General features: G+C 39.3%; 12 protein-coding genes. 11 read left to right on the forward strand and 1 reads right to left on the reverse strand.

Features of this window, described 5'->3' with window-relative positions; all coding sequences use genetic code 11:
• Nucleotides 1-46: 46 nt before the first annotated feature.
• Nucleotides 47-607, forward strand: coding sequence for a 1-acyl-sn-glycerol-3-phosphate acyltransferase (locus BUE31_RS05875; RefSeq protein ID WP_234997757.1), 561 nt, complete (start codon nt 47-49; stop codon nt 605-607).
• Between the two features lie 183 nt (nt 608-790).
• Here BUE31_RS05875 and BUE31_RS05880 read toward each other — a convergent pair whose 3' ends face one another.
• On the reverse strand, nt 791-2,272 hold the full coding sequence (locus BUE31_RS05880) for a tetratricopeptide repeat protein (RefSeq protein ID WP_073401113.1): 1,482 nt from the start codon (nt 2,270-2,272) through the stop codon (nt 791-793).
• Nucleotides 2,273-2,616: 344 nt separating this feature from the next.
• Between BUE31_RS05880 and BUE31_RS05885 the strand changes: the two genes are divergently transcribed.
• The 10 genes from BUE31_RS05885 (at nt 2,617) to BUE31_RS05930 (ending at nt 22,292) form a co-directional block, all read left to right on the forward strand.
• A complete protein-coding gene (locus BUE31_RS05885; protein WP_083619359.1) occupies nt 2,617-9,195 on the forward strand; it encodes a type I polyketide synthase in 6,579 nt (2,192 codons plus the stop codon).
• 17 nt (nt 9,196-9,212) lie between these two features.
• On the forward strand, nt 9,213-13,229 hold the full coding sequence (locus tag BUE31_RS05890; protein ID WP_073401115.1) for a non-ribosomal peptide synthetase: 4,017 nt from the start codon (nt 9,213-9,215) through the stop codon (nt 13,227-13,229).
• A gap of 21 nt (nt 13,230-13,250) precedes the next feature.
• On the forward strand, nt 13,251-14,015 hold the full coding sequence (locus BUE31_RS05895) for a 4'-phosphopantetheinyl transferase family protein (RefSeq protein ID WP_073401117.1): 765 nt from the start codon (nt 13,251-13,253) through the stop codon (nt 14,013-14,015).
• A gap of 271 nt (nt 14,016-14,286) precedes the next feature.
• The gene (locus BUE31_RS05900) at nt 14,287-14,676 is read left to right on the forward strand and encodes a response regulator (RefSeq protein ID WP_073401118.1); all 390 of its coding nucleotides are present in this window, start codon (nt 14,287-14,289) and stop codon (nt 14,674-14,676) included.
• Entirely contained in the window at nt 14,654-15,742 is a 1,089-nt protein-coding gene (locus tag BUE31_RS05905) for a sugar transferase (RefSeq protein WP_073401120.1), read from the forward strand. The genes BUE31_RS05900 and BUE31_RS05905 overlap by 23 nt, the downstream gene beginning before the upstream one ends.
• Nucleotides 15,743-15,746: 4 nt before the next feature.
• Nucleotides 15,747-16,427, forward strand: a complete 681-nt coding sequence (locus tag BUE31_RS05910) for a TolC family protein (RefSeq protein ID WP_083619362.1) — start codon at nt 15,747-15,749, stop codon at nt 16,425-16,427.
• Between the two features lie 4 nt (nt 16,428-16,431).
• The gene (locus BUE31_RS05915; RefSeq protein ID WP_073401124.1) at nt 16,432-18,594 is read left to right on the forward strand and encodes a GumC family protein; all 2,163 of its coding nucleotides are present in this window, start codon (nt 16,432-16,434) and stop codon (nt 18,592-18,594) included.
• Between the two features lie 214 nt (nt 18,595-18,808).
• Nucleotides 18,809-20,305: an O-antigen ligase family protein gene (locus BUE31_RS05920; RefSeq protein ID WP_073401126.1), complete on the forward strand. Its 1,497-nt coding sequence runs from the start codon at nt 18,809-18,811 to the stop codon at nt 20,303-20,305.
• Nucleotides 20,306-20,334: 29 nt separating this feature from the next.
• The gene (locus tag BUE31_RS05925; RefSeq protein WP_073401128.1) at nt 20,335-20,949 is read left to right on the forward strand and encodes an acyltransferase; all 615 of its coding nucleotides are present in this window, start codon (nt 20,335-20,337) and stop codon (nt 20,947-20,949) included.
• Nucleotides 20,949-22,292 carry an oligosaccharide flippase family protein gene (locus BUE31_RS05930; RefSeq protein WP_073401130.1) on the forward strand — a complete coding sequence of 448 codons (1,344 nt, stop codon included), beginning with the start codon at nt 20,949-20,951 and terminating at the stop codon, nt 22,290-22,292. Before BUE31_RS05925 ends, BUE31_RS05930 begins: the two co-directional genes overlap by 1 nt.
• Nucleotides 22,293-22,328 lie beyond the last annotated feature (36 nt).

Here is a 22,328-nt window from a genome sequence, read left to right on the forward strand (position 1 = left end):
GGGCTCATTATTCTTGATGTGGTTTTTCAGGCGGCGTTTTAACAAAATGATCATCAACCCTGTCGACATAAAACCTAACCATTCCTACATATTAATGTGCAATCATTTTGGGTTTTTGGATGGTTTTTTTGCCTATTACCTCACCTTTAAAATGATCGACAAACAGCAAAAGCTAAAAGGTTTGTACACCATGTCGGTTAAAAAACAAATGGAGAAGAACTGGTGGTTAAAATACTGCGGCTCATTTTCTGTGGAACCGGGCAGATGGTCGATAAAAGAAAGCCTTGAATATGCTGCCGAATTAATGAACACACCGGGCAATATCCTGCTTTTTTTTCCGCAGGCCGAACTGGAATCGCAGCATATCAGGCATATTGAATTTAAAGATGGTATCAATGAAATTGTTAATCGCATTAAAGGCGATTGCCAGTTAATATGGAGCAGTAACCTGCTTGAATATTTTGAAAGCACTAAGCCATCAACCTATTTTAACGTATTGGATTGTGGCACAAACCGCAACTTTAATTTTGATGCCCTAAAGCAAAATGTAAATGTGCATCACATGCAAAGCATGAAAAATCTGGTTCGGTTTACAAAGGAACCCTGAAACTTAATGTGAATTCGACATAAATTCACGCCGGCTAAGCGTTCCATTTTTACACGCGGAACAGCCGGAACGCTATGAAACATTCTGACAATCAGGTTGTTAACCTTTTATTAAAGATTAATTATTCATAAATTACTGATAATCAACATGTTTCACTATCATTTATGTCAAAAACTCAGTTACTTACTGACCTATCCTCTTCAACCCCGCCTTTGCATCATTATCAATATCCGTTTGATAATCATGACTTTTCATATCAATTGCCTGGTTGTAATAATTAGCAGCCTTTTTGTATTCCTTTATTTCCTCATAAATATTCCCTATCATCAGCGCAGAATTTGCAGCAAAATAATAGCTGGTTTCCTTACCCAGGGCAATGGCTTTTTGGTAATTTAATACCGCTTCGTAGTTTTTATTTATCTTATCGTTAATCCGTCCTAACCTGTAATAATATTCAATTTTATCCCTGGCTAAGCTTAAATTATTCACGTTTTTGTTTGAAAGCTGCGCCATGGCTTTACTATAATAACCACCATCAAAATAAAAACGTGCCTTTAGCACATCAAGATCCGGTTTGGGTTCATTGGCTTCGCGTAGTGCAATTTTATCCTTTCCATCAAGTACGTATCCCCGGCTCCGTACCAACTTTAAATAATCGTCATATTTTTCCAAATCGTTTTGCAGCAAATAATGGTAAGCAAGCTTTAAATAGGCATCCTTTACATAGCTGGTTCCTTTGTATTCATTTACGTAGCGGCTTAAAAATACAGGTGCATCACTATCCATCCGGTTAAGCTTAGCATTGCCCAGCATATAATCAACAGCGGGTATATTTATATACTGGTTTGATTTTGGAGCCGCCTCTAAAAACTTTATAGTTTCATCGTTATGCGCGGTTTTTGACGATACATAGCCTTGCAAGTAAACCTTAAGCATACTATTGCTATCCATTCCGGCAAGATATCCCATCAATTTATTGTAGTTATTTTTACTATGCAGCACGTTAATATCCGTTACACATAAAAACCAGATGATCTCATCGTCATAAAAGCTATAGCTTGATTTGGGTAATTGTACTTTTAAATCTTCCAGCTGCTTTATTCCCACCTGTACGTTGCCTTTCATCCCTAAAATACCGGTGATCCATTTAAAGCTCGCTGGTATTGATCCAAAAATTATATTTACCAGTGCCAGGCTTTTTTGATTTGGCAAAAAATCGGGGTACTTGTTATTGTTATCCTTTAATAAGCTGCTTGCACTTTTAGCATCAGACCCGGAAGACATAAAATCACCAAACTTGGCCTTTAAAAACGACCATTGTAAATAGATCTCGGCTTGTGTAAACCGGTAATAGGGTGAGTTCTTATCATTCCCCTCCAGCACCGAAATCCTTTTCGACTTGTTTTCTTTTAACCTGTTATAGTCGCTTTTATTCTCTGATGCCAACAGGCTGAAATAGTCAATATAATTTTCCAGCAACACTACTATCCCATTTTGAGGGTTCAATTGTTTTTCTTTTTGGATGAGTTGCCTGGCTTCATTCATTTTAAGACTTAAAATGGCTTTGTAAGCATCAATACAGGTAGCATCGTAAACAAAATTTGCTTTTGCTGTTAAACCGGAGAGCGAAAGAAACAGGAAAATAAAAAGGTATTTTTTAGTCATTGAGGGCAAAGATATTGAAAACATTTATCAGGTAGTTAAAGCCTTTATTAACGGCATTACGCCTAACATGTTTTGCAATAGTATAAATATCAATGTTTTAATACGTTGGGCAACTATAACCTAAATATGTAACCGAACGTATAAAAAGAATAATTATTTTTAAGTATATTTAGTTGCCCCACTTTTATAAATATTACTTAATGAAATAATGTTTTAAGTAAAGATTGAACAATTAAGGTTTAATGTAATGCGTTTAATAAAAGGATGTTACAAACAATAATAGTTAATCTTCTTTATACAGGTATAAATATTGCTCTTGATTTTATTCAAAACAAAATTAGCTTATGGGTACCCTAACCGAAGCACATAAAAAAGAAATGAACAATTCGTTGATCCATAACCTCTTTAAGCTGCAAAAAAACAAAACCCCAGATGCGGTAGCTGTTATTTTTGGCAACCAGAGTTTAACATATAGCCAATTAGGCCAAAAGACCGATGACTTAGCTGCCGCTATTGTAAAAAGCTCACCAGCTTCATTAAACGCAGGGGTAAGCACCCACCGTGCAGTTGAAACCATAATTAGTGTTTTGGCGATCCTAAAATCAGGAAAAGCTTATTTACCACTTGATCCTGACTATCCGCAGGATCGCTTACAACAAATAGTAAGCGATTCGGGCATCGATCTGTGCTTAAGTACACTAACTCAAAAACATTTATTTGAGCCTTTAGGCATCAATGTATTAATATCAGATAAAGATTACGAAGCAAGCAATAGTGCTATCCCCGAAAGTAAATCTGCTTGTTATGTATTATATACCTCAGGCTCTACAGGCACACCAAAAGGCGTTTCAATGGGGCATGCTGCTTTAGCAAATTTGCTGTCGTGGCAACAAAAAAGTTCAATCTCAACTACAGGCGTAAATACTTTGCAGTTTGCACCCCTGAGTTTTGACGTATCGTTCCAGGAGATCTTTGCCACCTTAACAACCGGTGGTACTTTGGTTTTGGTTGACGACGATCTGCGGGTTGACCCTTATCGCTTGTTACGTTATATCGAACAACATTCAGTAAACCGCATCTTTTTGCCATTTGTAGTACTTCAATATCTTACAGAGGCTGCCGATGCCGAAAAATATTTCCCTGCTTGCTTAAAAGAAGTGATGACGGCTGGTGAACAATTAAAGATCACCCCGCAGATCGTTCGTTTCTTTTCAGCCTTGCCAGGATGTGTTTTGTATAACCAATACGGTCCAACAGAAACACACGTGGTAACCCAGCTAAAGCTGGATGGCGATGCTGCACAATGGCCGCCTCTGCCTTCAATAGGCATCCCGATTGATGAAACGGAGATCCTGATCCTGGATGAAGAATTAAAACAACTTCCTTATGGTGAAACAGGTGAGCTTTGCGTGAGCGGCCTGAGCCTTGCAGATGGTTATCTTAACCGCCCGGATATGACATCTGAAAAATTTGTCGACTGGAAGGAAACCGCAGATAAAACCACCCGCATTTACCGCACCGGCGATCTGGCCCGCTATATGCCCGATGGTAACATTGATTATTTAGGCCGCAGGGATACCCAGGTAAAGATCCGAGGTAACAGGGTTGAGCTCGGAGAGATAGAGGTATTGATCAATCAGTTAGATAATATCCAGCAGGCAATTGTAGTTGCCCGCGAGGACGTTATTGGTCAAAAAAGACTGGTAGCTTATATGGTATCGGCCAACAATGAGCCGAACACCGATTATGTGCGCAAAAGCATTGAGCAATCACTGCCTGATTTCATGCATCCCTCGGCCTATGTGTGGTTGAGCGAACTGCCCAAAACAACCAGCGGCAAGGTTGATAGAAAGAATTTACCAAAGCCCGATCTGAAAAGGCCTGAGCTAAGTGTTTTGTACAAAGCGCCCTCCACTCCCATCGAAAAAAATATCACCGGCATCTGGATGGAGCTTTTGCTGCTTGATAAAATTGGCGTTGATGATAACTTTTTCCAATTGGGCGGCAATTCATTGCTTGCGTTAAAAACAGTTGCTATGCTAAAGCACCAGTTTAATTACGAAGTGCCTATTACCAAACTATACCAATACCCTACCGTTAGCGGCATTGTGGACTTTATCGGCGGCGCAAACAAAGCATCAGCATTTACATTCAAAAAGAACAAGGACAAAAAGGCCAACAGCGATATAGCTGTAATAGGCATGGCTAGTCGTTTCCCTGGCGCCAATAACATTGATGAATTTTGGAAAATGCTTACCGAAGGCCGCGAAGGCACCAGCTTCTTTACCGATGCTGAACTTGACACATCTATCCCATTATCCGAAAAAAGTGATCCATCCTATGTTAAAGCAAGGGGAATAATTGACAAAGCCGATGAATTTGATGCCGGTTTCTTCGGTTTCAACCCGCGCTCTGCCGAATTGATGGATCCACAGCAACGGATCTTTTTACAAATTGCCTGGGAAGCCCTGGAAAGCACCGGATACCTGCCTGAAAAATATGCAGGTTCAGTGGGTGTGTTTGCCGGTGTTGGCTACAACACCTACTACACCCATAACGTACTTAACCATAAAGATATAGTTGATAAATACGGACATTTTAATGTCCGCACGCTTAACGAAAAAGATTACATAGCAACACGCACCGCCTACCAGTTAAACCTGAAAGGCCCGGCAGTTGCAGTGCATTCAGCGTGTTCCACCTCCTCTTTGGCTATTGCCCAGGCAGTAAGCAGTATAAGAGATGGACAATGTGACATTGCACTTGCAGGCGCAGCCTGTATAACATCGCCAATAAAAAGCGGGCATCTGTATGAGGAAGGCTCCATTATGAGCAAAGATGGCCATTGCCGCCCCTTTGATGCCGAAGCAACCGGAACCGTATTTAGCGATGGCGCTGGTGTTGTGCTTTTAAAAAGCCTGGAAGATGCTGAGCGCGATGGCGATATCATTTACGCAATTATAAAAGGAATCGGCATAAATAACGATGGTGCAGATAAGGGCAGCTTTGGCGGCCCAAGTGCGCAGGGACAGGCAGGCGCTATAGCTATGGCTATAAATGACGCTGATATTGATCCGTCAACCATCAGCTATATTGAAGCCCACGGCACAGCAACGCCTTTAGGCGATCCGATAGAAATTGAAGGCCTTAACCTGGCATTTGGTACACAGGAGCAAAAACAATTTTGTGCGATCGGTTCGGTAAAAAGTAATATAGGGCATACCACTGCGGCATCAGGCGTGGCTGGTTTAATAAAAACTGCGCTGGCTTTGCATCATCAGCAAATCCCGCCTTCATTATTTTATCAACATACCAATCCTAACATCAATCTTGCTGAAAGTCCCTTTTTTGTGAATAACGAGCTAAAAAAATGGGAATCGGCTGAAAAAAGAAGAGCGGGTGTTAGTTCTTTTGGGGTTGGCGGCACCAACGTACATATTATTTTAGAGGAGTTTGAAAACGTACCTATGCAAACAGGTAACCCTAAGCCTTTAAGTTTAATTACATGGTCGGCCAAAACCGAAACAAGTGCGGGTAACTATGCCCAAAAACTTGCCGGTTTTGTTGACAGCAACAAGAATACAAACATTGCCGACATTGCCTATACCCTGCAAAATACCCGTGCCGAATTTAACCAGCGCAGGTTTATAATTGCGGGTGATACCGACGAGCTATCGGCCAAACTAAATGCACCTGCCGATTCATCATCCTCAAAAAATCTAACTTCAAAAGCATCCGAAGTGGTGTTTATGTTCCCCGGGCAAGGTTCACAATATGTAAACATGGGTCGCGGGCTTTATGATAACGAGCCTGTTTTTGCAGCAGCCGTAGATGAATGTATTGAGCTATTAAAGGATACGCCACAAGCACAGATCTTTGATATTATCTATCCCAAAGTAATTGATGAAGCTTCAACAGAGGCTATTAAAAATACATTTTACACCCAGCCGGCCATATTTATTATGGAATACGCCATGGCTAAGCTTTGGATGAGCTGGGGAATTCAGCCTGCAATTTTAACCGGGCATAGTATTGGTGAGTTTGTTGCTGCCCATTTTGCCGGCGTATTCAGTTTAAAAGATGCGTTGCTGTTAATATCTACAAGGGCTAAAATGGTTAGCGAGGTTGCAAAAGGCAGCATGTTATCTGTAAGGTTTGAAGCTGAAAAATTAGAACCGCTTTTACCTCCGGGCTTATCAATTGCGGTAATTAACAGCAATAAGCTTTGTGTGATAGCCGGTCCGGATGATTTGATAGCAGCATTTTCTGAAGAGTTGGCTAAGCAGGACATTCCCGGCCGTTTGCTGCAAACCAGCCACGCATTCCACTCAGCAATGATGGATGATATTGTGGCGCCGTTTGAGGATGTTGTACGTTCAATAAAATTATATCCGCCGGTAAAACCCGTTGTATCAACTGTTACCGGAACCTGGATGAGCGAGGCAGAAGCAACCAGCCCTCAATATTGGGCAAATCACCTGCGTAAAACGGTTCGATTCGCAAATGCAATAAATACTTTGCAGGAAGATGAAGGCCGTATTTTACTGGAAGTTGGCCCCGGAACAGTACTGGCAACGCTTGCACGCCAGCAGGTTACTATCAAAACTACGCCAATTATGGCCGGATTTGAAAAAAATGAAACACTTACGGAGTACTATTCCGTATTAAGGGCGTTAGGTCAGTTATGGTTAAACGGAATAGAGCCTGATTGGAAGGCCTTATACCAGGATCAGCAACGATTAAAACTAAACCTGCCGACCTATGCATTTGATAATAAACGTTATTGGCTTGATGCGGCACTGCCCCAAAGCACAACAACAATAGTAACAGAAACAGAACAAGTAACACCAATACAACAAGAACAAACAATTTCACAACAATCCCTGATGAGAAAAGAACTATTAACCGGTAAGCTAAAGGAACTATTTGAAGATGCATCCGGAATCGAGATAGATAACGCATCAACCGATATGAATTTTATCGAGATTGGCTTTGACTCGCTTTTGTTAACTCAAATTGCAACCAATCTTAAAAAGGAGTTTAATGTTCCTATTACGTTCAGAAAATTATTTGAAGAATATAATACGATTGATTTGCTTGCAGCGCATTTAGATGCAAACTTACCGACAGGGGCTTTCCAGCCACAATCTGCTCCGGTAGCTAACCATCAGCCAGTTTATAATACAACCGCTGCTCCGGCGCCTGTTGCTGCCAACCCTGCGCTTGATATGATCCAGCAACAGATCCAGATGCTGGCGAGTCAATTGGCTATGATGCAAAATGGCAATGCTCCGCAGGCACCTGTTACTCCCATTACCGCACCCGCTCCTGCCCCGGCAAAAACAGGCATTCAATATGATTTAACAGCCGAAGAGCAGGTTGAAGTTAAAAAACCGTTTGGCGCAACTGCACGGATCGAAAAACAGGTACAAGGACTGAGCGCAAAACAACAAACATTTTTAGGCGAGCTTACTAAGCGCTATAACGCAAAAACAAGCAGCAGCAAAACCTACACCCAGGAACACCGTGAGCACATGGCTGATCCGCGTGTGGTTAGTGGTTTCAGGCCGTTGACTAAAGAAGTTGTTTATCCTTTGGTGGTAAACCGCTCAAAAGGCAGTCGCGTTTGGGACATTGACGGCAACGAATACATTGATGCATTAAACGGCTTTGGCTCAAACTTTTTAGGCTACCAGGTTGATATATTGAAAAAAGCTGTTTTAGAACAAGTAGAGAATGGCTATGAAATTGGCCCTCAGCATGTTTTAGCAGGTGACGTTTGTAAACTGATAACCGAATTAACAAATTTTGACCGTGCTGCACTGTGTAACACAGGTTCAGAAGCAGTTCTAGGTGCAATGAGGATTGCCCGTACAGTAACCGGCCGCTCATTAATGGTTGCTTTCAGCGGTTCATACCACGGGATCAATGATGAAGTTATTGTTCGCGGAACTAAAAAATTAAAAACCATCCCTGCCGCTCCCGGCATTATGCCCGAAGTAGTTCAGAACATGTTGATATTGGATTACGGTACAGACGAAACATTAAGAATAATTGAAGAAAGAGCGCATGAGCTTGCTGCCGTACTGGTTGAACCGGTACAAAGCAGGAGACCTGATTATCAACCAATTGAATTCCTTAAAAAGGTAAGAGAGATCACTGAAAAATCAGGTACTGCTTTGATTTTTGATGAGGTGATCACCGGTTTCAGGATGCATCCGGGCGGCGCACAGGGCATGTTTGGTATTAAAGCTGACCTGGGTACTTATGGTAAAGTAATTGGTGGCGGCATGCCTATTGGTGCAATTGCCGGTATAAAAAAATACATGGATGCATTAGACGGCGGTTTTTGGCAATATGGCGACAACTCGCAGCCAGAAGCTGGTGTTACTTATTTTGCCGGAACATTTGTAAGACACCCCTTAGCGCTGGCAGCCGGTAAAGCTTCATTACAATACATGAAGGATCAGGGCCCTGCGTTACAGGAAGGTTTAAATAAACTTACTGCATACTTAGCGGGAGAACTGAACGCCATCTGCGAAAAAACCGGAATTCCGCTATACTCACCATCGTTTGGTTCGCTATGGAAAATAAAATTTAAAGATGAGCTGCCGTATGGGGAGTTATTATTCACACTGATGCGCGATAAAGGAATCCATATCTGGGATTTGTTCCCTTGTTTCCTTACCGCATCGCATACTAAAACTGATATTGACGCTATAATTGCAGCCTTTAGGGAAAGTGTTGATGAACTGGTTGAGTCAGGTTTTTTCCCATCAAACAAGGTTGAAGCAAAAGAAGAATTTAATCCGTTTATGGAATCACCTTTTCCGGGCGCCAGGCTTGGCCGCGATAAGGATGGTAACCCCGGCTGGTTTATAAGCGATGCCAATAACCCGGGTAAATATTTACAAGTAAAATAATTAGTTTGGAAAATACAATGGTAGATACAAACCCTGTTGAGTTTGATCCGTTTGCAGGACCTGAAATTTCCCTGATCGCGCCTGCAACTGAACCGCAGGTAGAGATCTGGACTTCATGCCTTATTGGCGGTGCAGCTGCAAATTGCTCTTATAATGAGTGCTTTTCCCTGCTGTTAACAGGCATATTTAATACAAAGGCAATGATGCATGCGCTCCAGGAAATGGTGAACATGCACGAGGCGCTCCGTACATCATTTAGTGCTGACGGCGCCAATATTTGCGTTTATAAAGAGCTTGTGCTTGATATCGACTACAAAGATCTGTCGGCATCAACTGAAGAAAAAAGAAATGACTTTGTAAATGAATACAATAAACAGCTTGTTTTAACACCGTTCGACTTGGTGACAGGCCCTTTATTTAAGGTTTCGTTATTCAAGTTTTCTGAAAGTGAACATCTTTTAACCTTTGTAGCCCACCATATTGTATGCGATGGATGGTCGATAGGGATCATGATGCAGGATCTGAGCAAGCTTTATTCAGCCTTTGCCAAACAGGAATACATAAAAATGCCGGTTGCCCCTTTGTTTAGCGATTATGCATTAGACCAGCTGGCACAATCAGAAAGCGATTCAAATAAAGAAACAGAACGCTACTGGATAGATCAATTTATTGGCAGTGGCCACTTATTAGACATTCCTACGGATTTCCCCCGCCCTGCTTTACGTACTTACAAGAGCAGCCGGGAAGACCTGGTTCTTGACGGAGCTTTAGCTACTGATGTAAAAAAACTGGCCAGAGGTACTGGCAGCAGCTTTGTAACTACCCTGCTCGCAGCTTTCGAGGTTTTCTTAAAACAAGTAACAGGCCAGGAAGAAATTATTGTAGGCCTGCCTTCAGCAGGACAGCCTGCTACAGATAATTACAGGCTTGTTGGCCACTGTGTAAACTTACTTGCGCTGCGCAGTTATCCTAAAAGTAATATATCCTTTAAAACTTATTTAAAACAACGCCGCAGCGAAGTGCTTGATGCTTATGAGCACCAGCTATTTACTTTTGGCAGCTTATTAAAAAAATTACACATAGCCCGCGATCCTTCCAGGCTTCCGCTGGTTCCTGTGATGTTTAATATTGACATGGGGCTTGATGATGATGTTGAATTTTATCAGCTGCACCACAAGCTTATCAGTAACCCGCGCGAATACGAGAATTTCGAGCTCTTCTTGAATATTGCCGGTCATGAAGAAGCGCCTACGTTGGAGTGGTCATACAATACCCAATTATTCAAGCCCTCTACCATAAAAAAGATGATGGATGGTTTTGAATTTTTACTGTGCGAACTGGTAAAAGACCCTGAAGTATTAATAGGAAACATCCTTTCGATGGATTCGGGTGAATTGAGCCACCAGTTAGATGAGTGGAACAACACTGCATGCGATTATCCCAAAAACACAGCACTACATCAACTTATAAGTGAACGCGCAACTGAAACGCCCAATAAAACAGCTATAACCTTTGGCAAACAAAAAACCACTTATAAAGAGTTAAACGAGCGCGCAAACCAGCTTGCTGCAATTCTTATAAAAAATGGTGTTAAAAAGAGTGATAAAGTAGCATTTTCGCTTGACAGATCGGCAGAGATGGTGATCAGTATGTTAGCGATAATGAAAACGGGGGCAATCTACATCCCGCTCGATCCGATTTTTCCTATCAACAGGATCAATTACATGATCGAAGATTCGCAAGCCGTAGTTCTGTTAACATCACAAACCTACAAAGGCAAATACCAATCAAACGCCAAAGAGTTAATATTGGAAGATGAATGGTTAACCATTAATGACTACCCATCCGCTGATCCTGAAATAACCGTTACCGGTGAAGATCTGGTTTATATTCTTTATACCTCCGGCTCAACCGGCATGCCTAAGGGCGTACAGATAGCTCAGCATAACCTGGTTAACTTTCTATACAGCATGCAAAAACAGCCCGGTTTAACAGCCGCTGATAAGCTGCTTGCTGTAACTACCATCAGTTTTGACATTGCAGGACTCGAATTGTTTTTACCGCTTTTAACCGGCGCCGAAATAATTTTGGTTGATGCAGCAACTGCTAAAGATGGCAGGGCATTGCTTGATATTATAAAAGATGAGCAGGCAACGGTAATGCAAGCCACTCCCTACACCTGGCGCATAATGCTGGAAGCAGGATGGAATAAAACAACCCCTATAAAAGCAATTTGCGGCGGCGAGGCCCTACCCGCTGAATTAGCAGAAAGAATTTTAAACTTTGCAAGCTCATTGTGGAATGTTTACGGACCCACCGAAACTACCATATGGTCAACCGTTAAAGAAATAACCAATGCCAATAAAATATCAATTGGCAGGCCCATTGATAATACTTCTATCTACATTTTAGATAATTTTTTAAAGCCTTTAGCTCCGGGCATTCCCGGCGAGATCTATATTGGCGGCGAAGGTGTTGCAAAAGGTTATTTAAACCGCCCTGAATTAACTGCCGAGAAGTTTGTAAATGATCCGTTCACAAAAAATACCGGTGCTAAAATGTACAATACCGGAGATTTGGGCAGATTTATGTCAAATGGCGAAATTGAATGCCTTGGCCGGGTTGACGCGCAGGTAAAAATAAGAGGGTACCGTATTGAAACCGGTGAAATTGAATACCAGTTGGTTAACGGGATCAATATTAAAGAAGCTGTAGTAATTGCAAGACCTGATAATTTTGGAATTGATAAGCTGGTAGCCTTTGTTGTGGTTAATAACAACGTTGAAACTATAAATGAGGCTGCACAAGTACAAAGCTGGAAGGAAGCTTTAAGAAACTCGGTTCCGGATTATATGGTGCCTGATAACTTTGTGATCGTTTCGGCAATGCCATTAACCCCTAACGGTAAGGTTGATAAAAAAGTTTTGGCTAAACATGGTATATCAATAGTTGATGCAGGCAATGGATATGTTGCCCCACGCACGGATGTTGAAAAGCTTGTGGCTGATATTTGGGTTGAGTACCTCGGCGTTGAGAAAATTGGGGTTTACGATAACTTTTTTGAGTTAGGCGGTCATTCGCTGATTGCGGTGCAGGTAATGACCCGGATTGAAAAGGAAACAGGAAAACGTTTACCATTAGCCGCATTATTTGAAACATCAACCGTTGAAAAACTGGCGCTAATGCTCGAAATGGATGGCAAATCCATAACCTGGGATTCCCTGGTTCCTATTAAGCCTAAAGGCAATAAAATGCCATTATACATGGTTCACGGGGCAGGGTTAAATGTGTTGTTATTTAATACGTTAGCTATGAATATGTCGCCTGATCAGCCTGTATTTGGCTTACAGGCAAAAGGCCTTGATGGCGTTGAGGACCCTCTGGAAAGTATTCAGGAGATTGCTTCGCATTACATAAATGCTATAATGCAGCAAAATCCAACCGGCCCGTATGCTTTGGCAGGCTACTCATTTGGCGGTATTATTGCCTTTGAAATGGCCCGGCAATTTGAGGCCATGGGTAAAGAGGTTAAAATTTTGGCAATGTTTGATACTTATGCCTACCGCTCTCCTCACTATGACCCACCCCTGATTAAAATATTAAAAAGAGGCAGGTTTTTTAAAGATAAAATGAAGTATGCCTTTTCATCTACAAATGGCATTAAAGATACCATATCAGATAAGCAGGTATCATTAAAACGCAGATTAAAGCGAACCTGGTGGAGGTTAAAATATGGCAAAGAACAAAAACAGGAAGGCTTTTTTGGTTATTCAAACAAAATTGATGAGATGAATAACTATGCCGAAAAATTATACCAGTTAAAACCTTATAATATCACTGTAGAAGTTTTCAGAGCTGAAAATCGCACTTTTTATATGGATGATTTTGAATTTTTAGGATGGAAACCTTACGCCCTTAAAGGAGTTAATATTCATCGCATTCCGGGTGAACACAACACCATATTTAAAGCCCCGAATGATAAAATATTTGCCCAGGTATTACAAAAATGTTTGGATGATGCAGTAAAAAAGTAAATTGCCTTCATTCAAATAATTATGGGGTCAATTACAGTAATCAATCAATATTTAACTGATGTAGCGTGGCTTAATGCATCAGCATGTAACTTTAGCATAGGTAATCACATTGATGTATGGAAAATTGGGGTAAGCCCAAACTCATCACTGATTGATAGCTTTTTAACCATATTAACGCCTGATGAAATAGCCCGGGCCAACCGGTACCACCAGTTAAAAGACCGTAACCGGTTTATTATAAGTCGTGGCGCTATGCGACACATTTTTGGGAAGTATTTAAACCAAACTCCTGCAACGGTTGAATTTGGAGCAGGAGAAAATAATAAGCCTTATATAAAAAGCACAAATCAATTAAATTTACAATACAACCTCTCCCACTCAGGCGATGCAATATTACTGGCTGTTTCAGATTCGGCAATTGGCGCAGATATTGAGTTTATAAATAAGTCGTTTGGATTTAAAGAAGTTTTAGCTGATAATTTCAGTACTGCTGAAATAGATTATATAAATGAAACTGATGCTGTGGCCTGCTTTTTCAGGTTATGGACCCGTAAAGAAGCGCTTACCAAGGCAACAGCCCAGGGCCTCGATATCGACCTTAAACTAATCCCGGTCCTTGATGGATCCCATCTTATAAAACCAGGTATTATTGCCTCAAATAACAATTGGTTAATAAGGAGTTTTGCCTTAAATGATGAGTATACAGCAAGTATTGCAAGTTTTCCTTTTATTGATAAAATTTCATTCTGGGATCTTGATATAATTATGAATTCGCCTATTTTTTAGTCCCGGGCAAGATAAAAATCAGCAAAAAGCAGCCAAAATAAGAGCTATCTGGTTCATAATGTTACAGTTAAAAATTCTTAAATAATTGTCCAAAGTTATTTTCAATTAGGTATTTTTATAGGATTAAAAGTAAAAAGGTAAACTATTGAGCTTAATAATTGCGTTTTAACTGTGTTGCTTTAAAACAAGTAATGCGTTTAAATTGTTGTTTACTAAACCTTTTCGTTAAAAAATACGTAATCAAGTGAAATGTATAGCACCCGATTAGCACATGAAAAAAAGAATACTGATTGTTGATGATGACTTAAGTATTTTGAAGCTCCTAAATTTTATTCTCTCAAAAGATTACGATATAGTTGTTAGGAATAATGGAATTGATGCTTTTTCGTGGTTGGAGGATGGCAATATTCCTGAGTTAATTATATCCGACTTACAGATGCCTTATTTTGATGGGCAATCATTTATTAAAAACGTTAAAATAAGCGGCCTTTTCCGCGATATTCCTATAATTATGCTTTCTGCAGCTCATGATTTGGATACCCAGGTTAGTAACATGCCTTTTCAAGTAGATGCTTATATGCCAAAACCATTTAACCCTACTTCTTTAAAATCAGCTATTAATCAAGTACTAAGCATTTATGACGAATCCCATAGCAACTGAATGGAATGAGAATGCAGGTTCACATACCAAAATAGCATATGCAGGTTTAGAGTTAAAGGATTTAGTAGCAAATGAGCTTAACCCTTATTTTCAAATCACCTATAATGATCATCTTTCACAACTTGAAGAATATTTAGGTAATCAGTCAATTTTAACACTGCCCGAAATTATTTTATTAGAAGTAGATGAACAAGGTGAATGTTTTGCACTGGTTGAACGGTTAAAAGCTAATTTTCTTTTTAACGGGATGATTATTGTGTTAATCTCATTGTCAAATGACAAATCGTTAAAATTAAGCGCCATGCAATTAAAAGTGCATGATTTTTATATTTATCCTTTTTCAATGTCAGACCTGCGCGAGCGGCTGAACTTTTTGGTGAAGTTTAAATTAATAAAACCCAAATTAATTGAAATTTCAAAAGAAGTAGATATAACCTACAAAACGCCGGTAGGTAAACGGTTTATGGACCTCTTTATTTCCGGTTGTATGATCCTTGTTCTTTCTCCCGTTATGCTGGCTGTTGTAATTGCAATTAAATTAGGCTCAAAAGGGCCGGTTCTTTACAAAAGCAAGCGTGTTGGCACTGGCTACAAAGTATTTGATTTCTATAAATTCAGATCAATGCGCACCGATGCAGATAAGCTACTAATTGAGTTATCCACACAAAATCAGTATGCAAATGAGGATGGAGGCACAAAAGCCGCATTTGTTAAGATTAAAGACGATCCCCGTGTTACCAAACTCGGTAAATTTTTACGAAATTCGAGCCTCGACGAGCTCCCTCAATTATTCAATATTTTACGGGGGGACATGTCATTAGTTGGCAATAGGCCATTACCGGTTTATGAGGCAGAAATGTTAACATCAAACGAGTGGTCAATGCGTTTTTTGGGACCTGCCGGGTTAACCGGTTTATGGCAGATAACCAAACGGGGTAAAGCGGATATGTCTGAACGTGAAAGAAAGAAATTAGACAATTTTTACGCGCAAAATTATTCTTTTTGGCTTGATTGGAAGATCCTTATAAGAACGGTGCCGGCAGTTTTTCAGAAAGAAAAAGTGTAAAAAAATGAATAAGAAATTTAGAATTATTTGCCTCTCATTATTTATTTCAGTTTTGGCCAGTAATTTATATGCACAGGAAACCCTTTTTAAAGATCTGTCATACGAATACCTTGAAAAACTTGTAGCAGCCGCTAAAAAGAATTATCCTGAGGCCAAGGTAAAACAAAAGCAGGTTGAAATTGCACGAAGCACTTTTCACCAGGCGAGTTTCGGCTGGCTGGAAGCATTCAGCGCATCATATATTTATAGTCCGCAAAATTCCATCAATTTAACCACGCCAACCATTTTTAAAGGCTATCAGCTGGTAGCTTCTGTTAGCCTTGGTTCGCTTTTTGAAAGGCCATATACTATTCACAATGCGAGGGAATCAGTAAAAATTGCCGAATATCTGCAACAGGAATATAATCTGACACTGGAGGCGCAGATAAAACGCTTTTATTTTGCTTATTTAGCTGCACAGGCAGATTTAAGAAATAAGGTAACTGCTGTTACAAATGCCCAAACCGCAACAAAAAATCTTAAGTACACTTTTGAAAAAGGAGAAACACCGTTTCAAACTTACAATGAATCGTTAAACAACCTTTACAATCAAAATTCATTTAGGATACAGGCTGAGTTAAATGTTTTTACCGCCAAAACTAATCTTGAAGAGCTTATAGGGGACAAGTTGGAAAGCATTAAATAGATTAATGGAAATATCTTCTTATTTTAAACTTTTAGGTAAATATAAATACGTAATAATTATCATTGTTTTAGCAACGGTAACCGCCTCGTATTTTCTTGTCAAAAATCTGCCCGATGAATATGTTTCCCACACTCAAATTGCTACGGGTATTGTTGATGCTTCAAGCCATTTATTAGATAAGGATAATAACCCAAATGCCCAGGCCGACCAGATAAGCAGGGAATTTAGCAATTTGATGGAGATCATCAAACTAAAAAAGCTAATAGACCAGGTTTCCTATCAACTCATTATTCACGATCTGAGCAGTAATACACCTTTTCGGCTGCTTAATCACGATTTTAAAAATTTAAGCCCTGCGGCCATACAGCACGCATTAGTAGTATATAGAGCAAAACTAATAAACGGGGAGCCTTTATCTCTATACAATAAGGACGAGAATGGCTTAAACCAGCTACTTATTTCCATGCATTATGATGAACGCTCATTAAGAAAATATTTGGAGATTGTGCGTGATGAGGAAAGTGACTTTATATCAGTAAGCTTTACTTCAGAAAACCCTCAATTATCAGCATTCGTGGTAAATACACTTTGCCAGGAATTTATTGAATATTATACGGTCAACATTAAAAAGAATGAATCAAACGCGGTATCGTTCCTTTCAAATTTACTGGACGAAAAAAGAAACGCGCTTACTCAAAAGAAAGCGGAACTGCAGGATTATAAGATAAAGAACGGCATATTAAACCTTGACGATCAATCCAAATCTATTTTTGCACAAATATTAGCCTATACCGATAAAAAGCTGGAAAACGAAAAGACCCTCTCAGCTAATGAAGGTGCTCTTCAAAACATAAACGCCAAGTTTGATCCTAAAGACAGGAAGTACATTGAATCAACAGTAAATCCTTATAACGCTGAAATTGCAAGCACACAAGAGCAATTGCATACCCTTACTGATGAATATGTTCATAGCGGTTTTAATCCAAAGTACAAGTCAAGTATGGATTCATTGCAAAGCGACCTTGTTAGCCAGCTGCAAAAAACGTCTGATAAGTATTTAGTTAATCCGTTGGTTGGGAAAGACAACCTGGTGGTTCAAAAACAAACACTTGAAGTAGCGAGAGATCTTGCCAAGTACAGCGTAAAATCTATAGACAGGGAACTGAACAATCTTAATGCAAAATTTGCCCGGTTAGTGCCGTTTGATGCTACCGTAAAAACATATGAGTACGATATAGATATAGCCAGCAAGGAATACCTGGATGTGCTGAACAGGTATAATGCGCTTAATCTGCAATCAAACTTTTCAATAAAGCTCATGCAGATTGAGAAGGCCACACCTGATATAGCTCAACCTACTAAAAAAATGCTGCTGATTGTACTTAGCGGATTGGTTAGCCTGTTTTTGTGCCTGGTGGTATTATTTATTTTATTTTACCTGGATGACAGTGTTAAGGAGCCAGCCAACCTGGTTGCCCGCACACAATTGCCAATACTGGGTTCATTAAATATGATAAAAGGGCCAAAACCCGATCTGAGAAAACTGTGGGATGTTGAGAACAGGAATAAGATGCAGCAATTTAAAGAGTTGCTGCGCTCTGTTAGGTTTGAAATTGACCAGGAATTAAAAGGCGAGAAAGTTTTAGCTATAACAAGCTTAGGTAAACACGAGGGTAAATCGCTTATTGCAATAAGCTTAGCTTTTGCATATTCTTCCATTAATAAAAGGGTATTGTTAATTGACGGTAACTTTGACAACCCTACCCTTACCCGGAATATACAACCTACATTATTTATAGAAGATTATTTCAGGAATACATCATACATTGAAAGGGATAACAACAAAATAAGTGTTTTGGGCAATCGCGGGGGTGATATTACTTTGCTCGAAATTAATGATGAAAAGCAAATTCAAAATGAATTTGATGTATTGAGATCAAGGTATGATATAATTTTGATTGACCTGCCGCCGCTTGATGCATTAAATAAGGCCAAAGAGTGGATCTTATTTGCAAATAAAACAGTGGCTATTTTTGAAGCCAACAGGAGTGTTGCAGCATCGCACAAACAATATATTGATTATTTAAAATCATTAAATAACAAATTTGGCGGGTGGATCCTGAATAAAGCTACTGTAATCAGCGTATCAAAAAACAGTAAAAAATAGTTTACTATACAGCCATAACAGTTCATTTTCAATTATTTTATATACATTTTAAACTATGAAACTTGAACCTTCCCGAATAGCAGATGATCCTATAAAAGACTTAAGTCCATTTCAGAGGAAATGCTATTACGCGGCTGTTACAGTTGCATTTGTAAGCATTTTTGCCTGGTTTGTCAAAATTCTATTTCTTTAATATTTATTACCTTCATTATAAATGTCAAGTGACCGGATCAGAAATAGTGCACCTAGAAGATCTATTTGGGAAAACATAGTCATTCACAAATTCTCAAAACCTGTTGTACTGATATTCCTGTTATTTACATCGCTGCTGATAAGCTTTTTAATAGCTACTCAAGGAGCAGTAATAGGAATTCTTATCCTTATCCTAATTATTGGCTTACCGCTTGTGTATGCCGTTGTAGCCTATCCTAAATTCGGCATCATCCTTTTCATAACAGCTTCCTTTTTTATTAATTATCAACTTATTTTAAGCCAGGCTCCTCCTGATACACCCGTCGGGCTGGTAATGGATATATTAACATATTTGCTAATTCTGGGTTTCTTTATCAAACAAAAAAATGAAAAAAATTGGGACTATTTTAAAGACCCAATAAGTTATTTCATCCTGATATGGTTGGTTTATAACCTGCTGGAGGTAATTAATCCTGTAGCTTCATCAGTTTTAGCCTGGATTTATACGGTACGTACAATTGCTTTCCTAATGCTATTGTACTTTGTATTTGTTTTTCAGATCCGTTCTAAAGATTATATTAAGCTCTTGTTTAAAGTTTTATTGGTACTTGAGCTATTGGCTGCCCTATCAGCTTTTCAGCAAGAAAATTTTGGCTTTTTTAACTTCGAGACCAAGTGGCTAAATGCCGAGCCGCTCCGCATTAGCTTGCTGTTTATTTATGGGCACATGCGCAAATTCGGGATCTTTTCTGATCCGGTAGTTTTTGCATACAACATGGTTGCAGCTTCATTACTATGCCTTTCGTTATTGTTTACCAATATCCGCACCTATAAAAAAGTGATACTTGTTTGTTTGATGTGTTTTTACCTAACGGTGATGCTTTATTCAGGAACAAGAGCATCATATGTTTTAATCCCTGCAGCAATAGGCCTGCTGGCTATCTTAAAATTCAATAAAAAGATTTTGGTATTTGTGCTATTTGGAGGCTTCATGTTGGCAGTTTTAATTAAAGTCCCCACTTCAAACCCAAGCCTGGTGCGTTTTCAAACAGCATTTAGCCCGTCAAAAGATGCATCTTTTAATGTTCGTGCCGAAAATCAACGAAGAATTAAGCCTTACATTCTGTCGCATCCTATTGGGGGCGGCCTGGGGTCGGTTGGTATTTGGGGGCAACGATTTTCGCCAAATTCCTACCTGGCTAAGTTTCCGCCGGATAGCGGTTATGTAAGGGTGGCTGTAGAAATGGGTTGGATTGGATTATTACTTTTTTGTACATTTAATTTTATAATACTGCAGAGAGGTATTTATTATTACTACATTATCAAAGATCCTGAGCTAAAAACCTATTGCATGGCAATGGTTTTAATAATTTTCGCACTTGATATTGGTAACTATCCGCAGCAGGCATTCGTACAATACCCCACCAATATATTATTTTATTTAGCCATGGCTATAATAAACGTTACAATGCGGCTGGATAAGCAAAAAACCCAGTTACAAGCTGCAATTACGGGATAATTTAATATGATGAATAATTAAAAAAGTAAATGTCATTACTATCAACTATTAAATCAAATCCCAAATTAAAAAAAATTGCACACTGGCTTATAATCCCCCATGGCCAGGCCAGGCCAAGGTTATGGGTGAGGTGGTTTGTTAACCCTTTTATTCATAAAAAAGGCAAAAACACCATTATAAGATTTAATACCCGGATGGACCTGTTTCCGTTTAATAAATTTGAAATAGGCGCTAACAGTATTATTGAAGATTTTGCCACTATAAATAATGGTGTTGGCGATGTTTTTATTGGAAACAACGCAGGCATTGGATTAAGCAACGTAATTATTGGACCGGTTAAATTAGGCAACTATGTTATGCTTGCTCAAAACATAGTTATATCGGGCCTCAATCATGCATATGAGGATGTTACCTTGCCTCCCCGGATGCAGAAAGTAGTAACTAAACAAATAACCATTGAAGATGATGTGTGGATTGGAGCAAATTGTGTAATAACCGCCGGTGTAACCATTGGCAAACATGCTATAGTAGGCGCTGGCAGTGTAGTAACAAAAGATATACCCCAATTTTCTGTTGCAGTAGGTAACCCTGCCCGTGTAATCAAAAAATACAACTTCGAAACCAAGTGTTGGGGAAAAATATAATGTCCATCGTAAAAAAGTTAATAAATAAACATACCCTTTCGTTAGCAAGTAATGCAGTTATGCCGGTTGTAGGCATGGTTACCATATCATTGCTTGCCCGCAGCATGAGTGTGGAAGATTTTGGTGATTGGTCATTCTTTTTAATAACTTTTACCCTGGCTAACTTAACCCGGAGCGGTTTCCTGCAAACCTCATTGGTGAAATTTTATGCAGGCGCAAGTAAGGATCAGGCAGAAACCGTTGCAGGATCAACCTGGTTTTTAGGCTTTATTATTACCGCTGCATTAGGCTTTTTCAGCTTTATTGCGTTTATTTTTTACCATGGGCACCACACTACCGAAATTACTATAAAATGGTTTGCTATAATTTATTTTAGCACCTTACCATCGAGCGTTGCTTTATGGATCCTGCAGGCCGAAGAGCGTTTCGACCGTATTTTTCTTCTGCAGTTAATTTGGCAGGGCTGTTTTTTATTATTCATTATCACATTAATGATACTGCACCAGGCCACTTTCCAGGTAATTATATATGCCTACTTTTTATCAGTTGTGATAACCAGCCTGGTATCAATTTTTACCGGATGGGCAAAATTCATGTCAATCCGTAATAGAAGCTGGGAGAGTATTAAACAACTGGCAAACTTCGGGAAATTTAGCATAGGTACCTCTGTAAGCTCTTACTTACTCAGAAGCTCTGATAATTTTATTATAAAGTTTATGTTTATCAATCCTGCTTTTGTAGGGATCTATTACTTACCCCAGCGATTAATGGAGGTAATAGAAATCCCGCTCCGAAGCTTCATTGCAACGGCCATGCCTGCCATGTCAGCAGCGGTAAACCGTGATGATAAAAACTATATTACTTACATACTTAAAAAATATGCAGGGATCTTAACAATCTTAATAATACCTGTATCATTGGCTTCTATTCTTTTCGCCGATGTGATAATCAATATATTAGGCGGCCATCAATATCTTAATACAAATGCCGCCAATATATTCCGTATTTTTATGTGTTTCGCCTTGTTACTGCCGGTCGACCGTTTTTTCGGAATAACACTTGATATGCTTAATAAACCCAAAATCAATATGATTAAGGTAGTAATTATGCTGGTTGTAAATGTTGTAGGCGACTTTGTTGGGATCTATTTTTTCCACAGTTTATATGCCGTAGCAATTGCATCAATATTTACGTTTTTAGCCGGTGTAATTTACGGATACTGGGTACTTAGAAAGTACCTGAACTTTACAATGTTTGGAATATTAAAAATGGGAGTTGTTGAAACAAATGCATTAATAGCTACCTTCATTGCTAAGTATAAAGCAAGAAATATAAAATCATAATAGATATTATGCTTTTTGATAAATAAATCCCCCTGT

It is taken from the genome of Mucilaginibacter sp. OK098 (assembly GCF_900142915.1).
Taxonomy (GTDB): domain Bacteria; phylum Bacteroidota; class Bacteroidia; order Sphingobacteriales; family Sphingobacteriaceae; genus Mucilaginibacter.

Bases quoted from the DNA above. Each gene is read 5' to 3' on its own strand.
- BUE31_RS05885 (WP_083619359.1), top strand. From the start codon at position 2,617: ATGGGTACCCTAACCGAAGCACATAAAAAAGAAATGAACAATTCGTTG.
- BUE31_RS05925 (WP_073401128.1), top strand. From the start codon at position 20,335: ATGTCATTACTATCAACTATTAAATCAAATCCCAAATTAAAAAAAATT.
- BUE31_RS05930 (WP_073401130.1), top strand. From the start codon at position 20,949: ATGTCCATCGTAAAAAAGTTAATAAATAAACATACCCTTTCGTTAGCA.
- BUE31_RS05905 (WP_073401120.1), top strand. From the start codon at position 14,654: ATGACGAATCCCATAGCAACTGAATGGAATGAGAATGCAGGTTCACAT.
- BUE31_RS05880 (WP_073401113.1), bottom strand. From the start codon at position 2,272: ATGACTAAAAAATACCTTTTTATTTTCCTGTTTCTTTCGCTCTCCGGT.
- BUE31_RS05915 (WP_073401124.1), top strand. From the start codon at position 16,432: ATGGAAATATCTTCTTATTTTAAACTTTTAGGTAAATATAAATACGTA.
- BUE31_RS05900 (WP_073401118.1), top strand. From the start codon at position 14,287: ATGAAAAAAAGAATACTGATTGTTGATGATGACTTAAGTATTTTGAAG.
- BUE31_RS05890 (WP_073401115.1), top strand. From the start codon at position 9,213: ATGGTAGATACAAACCCTGTTGAGTTTGATCCGTTTGCAGGACCTGAA.
- BUE31_RS05895 (WP_073401117.1), top strand. From the start codon at position 13,251: ATGGGGTCAATTACAGTAATCAATCAATATTTAACTGATGTAGCGTGG.
- BUE31_RS05875 (WP_234997757.1), top strand. From the start codon at position 47: ATGATCATCAACCCTGTCGACATAAAACCTAACCATTCCTACATATTA.
- BUE31_RS05920 (WP_073401126.1), top strand. From the start codon at position 18,809: ATGTCAAGTGACCGGATCAGAAATAGTGCACCTAGAAGATCTATTTGG.
- BUE31_RS05910 (WP_083619362.1), top strand. From the start codon at position 15,747: ATGAATAAGAAATTTAGAATTATTTGCCTCTCATTATTTATTTCAGTT.